The organism is Candidatus Borrarchaeum sp., assembly GCF_019058535.1.
GTDB lineage: Archaea > Asgardarchaeota > Sifarchaeia > Borrarchaeales > Borrarchaeaceae > Borrarchaeum > Borrarchaeum weybense.
In genome coordinates, this window is the sequence record NZ_JAHPYX010000009.1 from 1 (window position 1) to 3953 (window position 3953).

Below are 3953 nucleotides of genomic sequence, written 5' to 3' on the forward strand. Positions count from 1 at the left end.
ATTTTGTGGCGTTAACCAATGTAGACCAGCACGGTACATTGCTCTCTTATCATAGCATCTCGTTTGGCAATCTTCACAGCTATAGAACAGATAAACGTAATGATTATATTTCTTATAAGATGGATAACATCGTCAATTATTGTATCAATAAGGGCAAAGGCATCGTGGTCGAGGACTTACAATTCGACCAAGAGTTTTCCTACAATACAAAACGCAACCGCAAATTGAGCAATATAAAAACCACCGCTCTACCATTACTGGAGCGGAAGTGCAAAAAGCGCGGTGTGTCCTTTCGAAAGGTATTCCCGGGATATACCTCCCTCATCGGGAAATACAAGTATTCACGATTATATAATTTGTCAATCCATCACCTTGCAAGTTATGTAATAGCTCGAAGAGGGCTGGGTTTCAAGGAAGCAATTCCACCTATCTACGATTGGGTGCTCTCACACTTCGGGGAGTTCATCGAGCCCCGTGTGAAAAAGGGCAGTCCTTACCGTAGCTGGGCGATGGTCCATGACCTCTTTGAGCACAGCGGGATAACGTCCTTCAAGACTGCCGAAATACTGAAAAAAACAGTATTGATGAAGCATGTGTTGAACTCGGTGACGAGCGCACAGCCCGATAACCTTAAGGTTGGTCTTTCCTCTCATGGAAAGATTGATGATTATCATAAAACGTGGAATTATATCACTAATTACACCGTTTTATAAATAATTGTAAGGTTTCAAGGCACTGGAAAAACAATGAGGCATATCAAAATTACGTCAGAAAACGAAATAGATGAAAAACAAATTGTTAAACTTCTAAAATTAATTCAGGAGACGTAACTTCGGGCGTTACCGAATTTTTTTCTCCTTTCTCATTATCCTAATACCGAAAAAGGCTTTAAAAAACAGTTGGCGAAAAGAGGAATAGAAAAAAATGACTTAGGAATGCAATGCTTCTAGCATACTCAGTCCATCTCTTAACTTGTTGATGATTTCAAGATAATATGTTTCAGCCACTTTGAGAGTTGTTCCTGCTAGCGCCTTAACAGCATAGCCATTAGCTGTTAATTCAACAAAATACTTGCCTTCATCTTCATATAAACGCACGAATTTACGTTCTGAAATAACATGAGTCTTAAAAGATTCCATAATGATCCCCTACCTTTTTCGTATACTAACATCCTTTTTCGTATACTAACATCCGCATCTGTGTTTTTTATGACTTCAGGTAAAATCGTCCCCAAAAAACAGAGAACGGTGTTGATAAGGATATTCGGTCCTTAAGAGTGCTTTTGTTTGATTAACATGCATTTAGTTTACGTATAGGTCATTTATTGAAGTTTACAAACCTAATTCTCTGCCACTATCTTCTCTAAGGTCACATGGTATCTGAAAAGCCTATATCGCTATTACTTTTTACCGAAATCTTTATTGCCCATTTTTGGGGGTATTCATAAGAGGAAAGAACATGCAAGAACTACATCAAGCAATTCAATTCTCAGATCTTTGCACAGGCTTAAGAGAATTTATCAAAGGAAAGGCCTCTCTTTCAACTATCAAGGATTTTTTCTCTGTTTTTTGGAATGGGGTAGAAGATAAACAAGATCTTAACGATGAGATTATTGCAAAAACTGAAATACTTGAAATTGCAGTCAAATCGTTTGAAGACGGATATTTCGTCTTGGATGACTTACAGCAAATACTTGAGCAAAATGAAAGATAGCCTTTAAAATAGATTTTTTAGCGATTTTACAGACTTTTGAGAATATTATTCAAGTTTATTACGTTCTTGAAAACGAACATATACCAAAAGATAACTAGCCTTTATTAAAAGCAGCGAGGAGATATGTTTTCAAAAGTCGGGATTATCTTCAGTCGACTAGGCAAGTGTAGGCTCTTCATAGGCTTCTTTTTTTGCGTCTATCGCTTTGTTAGTGAGATGCTCATCAAGCCAAGCCGAAGCTATCAACACTTTTCCTATTGAGTAGCCGTATTTACTGGCGAACTGTACATAATCGTCAATTGTGAGTTTCTCACCATTTTTGTACTTGTGAAAGGTTTCTTTCTCGAAGTTCTCCAGAAGCTTAGTTATCTCATCTTCTGTTAAAATATCTATTGGTGGTTCTTCCAGAGTTTCTTTCGATGCAATTTCCTTACATATCTCAAGAATTCGTTGTTTTACTAGTTTCTGCCGCTCGTTGTTGGGTTCAGGTTCAAGATGTAAATAGATTTGTTCACAATGACGTCGAATGAAATCTTCTACTGTATTAGTATAGAGAGTTACTACATTTTCTAAGCCTTCTACATGAGCCTTGACTATACCATTAAGAGCTGGATACGCCTCATAGATCATCTTCTTTATGTTTGGAAGTTGGATTATCATCTTTGTCTCATCATATGTGATTTTTTAAAGCAATCTTTTGTGTAAAAAAATGTATATAAAGTCCACATTTTTGAAAAATGATTTCAACTAATGTCTGCCTTTAAAATGCAAAACTAGAACCTTTTCTCCGATCTTATCGTAGTTAAATTCGGTGAACTATGAAAAAAATATATGATAAAAAGTACTTCTGTGAAACGTCTGGAATACCACTACCAACGAGCTATAGATTATCGGCAACCATGTTAGCTGCCAGAACCTATACTCATAAAAAGATGGGAACGGTGTGCCTTATTAACAAAATTTATACAAGAAGTTATGATAGTTCCAATAGTTTAACTATGTAATATAAAGAATGGTTACCTGTTTGCATACCAAGAGAAATTGAGGTTGCTATGATGGGATTGTTTAGGCGAACAGAAAAAGAAGAGACACCATCAGTTACCACGTGTCTCTCTGATCTCGAAATTCATGTTAAATATTGGGAGTTTGTGTTCTCGCGATTCGTTCAAGACGTTACTAAGAAGGCAAAAAAGACTCTTGAAAAAGCATGCGATTTTGCATCTTTAGAACTCTCTCAAAATTTAATGAAGCGCCTTCAAAATGGCTTTAATGGAAAACATCGTTAATAATCTAACTAAGATTACATTACAACTTTATTTTTTAGAACGTTGCATACATAAACCTGCATTTGCATCATACAATGCTCCCTCTTTTTTTAAAACAATGATACTGAATCTAGGCGGCTTCCCAATTAATTAGAATTCTTGGCTGAATCACCTAGCACACTAAGTGACTGGATTAAGAAAAATAGAAAAAGTGCGATGGCAGGCATTAGATAAATTCTGTCCTCTTAGCGATTAGGATTATTTCAACAACTATCGGAAACACTATCAGCAACAAATAGAATAAATACGCAAACGTTGTAGTAGCGATCATACCCCTGGTAAGTGCATTATTCAATAAAAGCAGCATATCAATGATAAGAACTATGTTGAATATACTCGCCACCCAAAGAGCCCAGCGTGAGAGTCTTAAAATTCCGGCAGTCGCGATTAGACCCAACACACCCCAAATAATTGCCACAATACCCATTATGGTCGTCATTGAGATGCCTCCAATGGTGGTCATGTTAGTAAGCGAAACTACCAAGTAGGTCAAAGCCGTTAATAGCGTCACATAATCCACAAAGAACTCCACTACGAAGATTCCTAATAAATAGGATAAGCCTAGTAAACCAATAAGGAGAGTATCAAGCCCACTAATTACTTGCAGGACTCCTGCAAGAGTTATGCCTCCTGTTCTGTCACCCCTAATGTGTTCCACCTCCTTTTCCAGATGCTAGTGCTGTTTACTCCTGTAATTTTTCTTAATGAAAACACAGATTTCCTTCTTAATAAACCCGACGACATTATTAGTGATTATGACACTGTCATTTGGTTCGCCCAAAAAAATGAAGGGTGAAACACCCTTTCGTATCGTAGAAGGACTCCTACATACAATGAAACACCACACTTCCGCCATTACGCTACATAAGTTTTGCATGGACCGGGGTTCTGTCTGAACACTCGGACGTTTAGTGG

Annotated in this window: 7 protein-coding genes; 3 read left to right on the top strand and 4 right to left on the bottom strand. The window is 37.2% G+C overall.

Translation table 11 applies throughout. The annotated features are described in order from the left end of the window. Positions 1–713 (top strand): IS200/IS605 family accessory protein TnpB-related protein (locus QVB70_RS00490; protein ID WP_287582301.1); only part of this gene is annotated, 713 nt, incomplete at its 5' end. A gap of 216 nt (positions 714–929) precedes the next feature. On the opposite strand, the gene QVB70_RS00495 is transcribed toward QVB70_RS00490, so the two are convergent. After that, positions 930–1139 (bottom strand): hypothetical protein, encoded by a 210-nt coding sequence (locus QVB70_RS00495; RefSeq protein WP_287582303.1) that lies wholly within the window; start codon positions 1137–1139, stop codon positions 930–932. A gap of 319 nt (positions 1140–1458) precedes the next feature. Here QVB70_RS00495 and QVB70_RS00500 point away from each other — a divergent pair, with 319 nt between their 5' ends. Continuing rightward, positions 1459–1713, top strand: coding sequence for a hypothetical protein (locus QVB70_RS00500; protein WP_287582305.1), 255 nt, complete (start codon positions 1459–1461; stop codon positions 1711–1713). Between the two features lie 156 nt (positions 1714–1869). Here QVB70_RS00500 and QVB70_RS00505 read toward each other — a convergent pair whose 3' ends face one another. Then, positions 1870–2373, bottom strand: a complete 504-nt coding sequence (locus QVB70_RS00505) for a hypothetical protein (protein WP_287582307.1) — start codon at positions 2371–2373, stop codon at positions 1870–1872. Positions 2374–2765: 392 nt separating this feature from the next. On the opposite strand from QVB70_RS00505, the gene QVB70_RS00510 reads away from it, so the two are divergent. Then, positions 2766–2999 carry a hypothetical protein gene (locus tag QVB70_RS00510; protein WP_287582309.1) on the top strand — a complete coding sequence of 78 codons (234 nt, stop codon included), beginning with the start codon at positions 2766–2768 and terminating at the stop codon, positions 2997–2999. Positions 3000–3204: 205 nt separating this feature from the next. Here the strand turns inward: QVB70_RS00510 and QVB70_RS00515 are convergent, their stop codons facing one another. Further along, positions 3205–3696, bottom strand: coding sequence for a hypothetical protein (locus tag QVB70_RS00515; RefSeq protein WP_287582311.1), 492 nt, complete (start codon positions 3694–3696; stop codon positions 3205–3207). 15 nt (positions 3697–3711) lie between these two features. Next, on the bottom strand, positions 3712–3953 hold a 242-nt coding region (locus tag QVB70_RS00520), incomplete at its 5' end, for a hypothetical protein (RefSeq protein WP_287582312.1).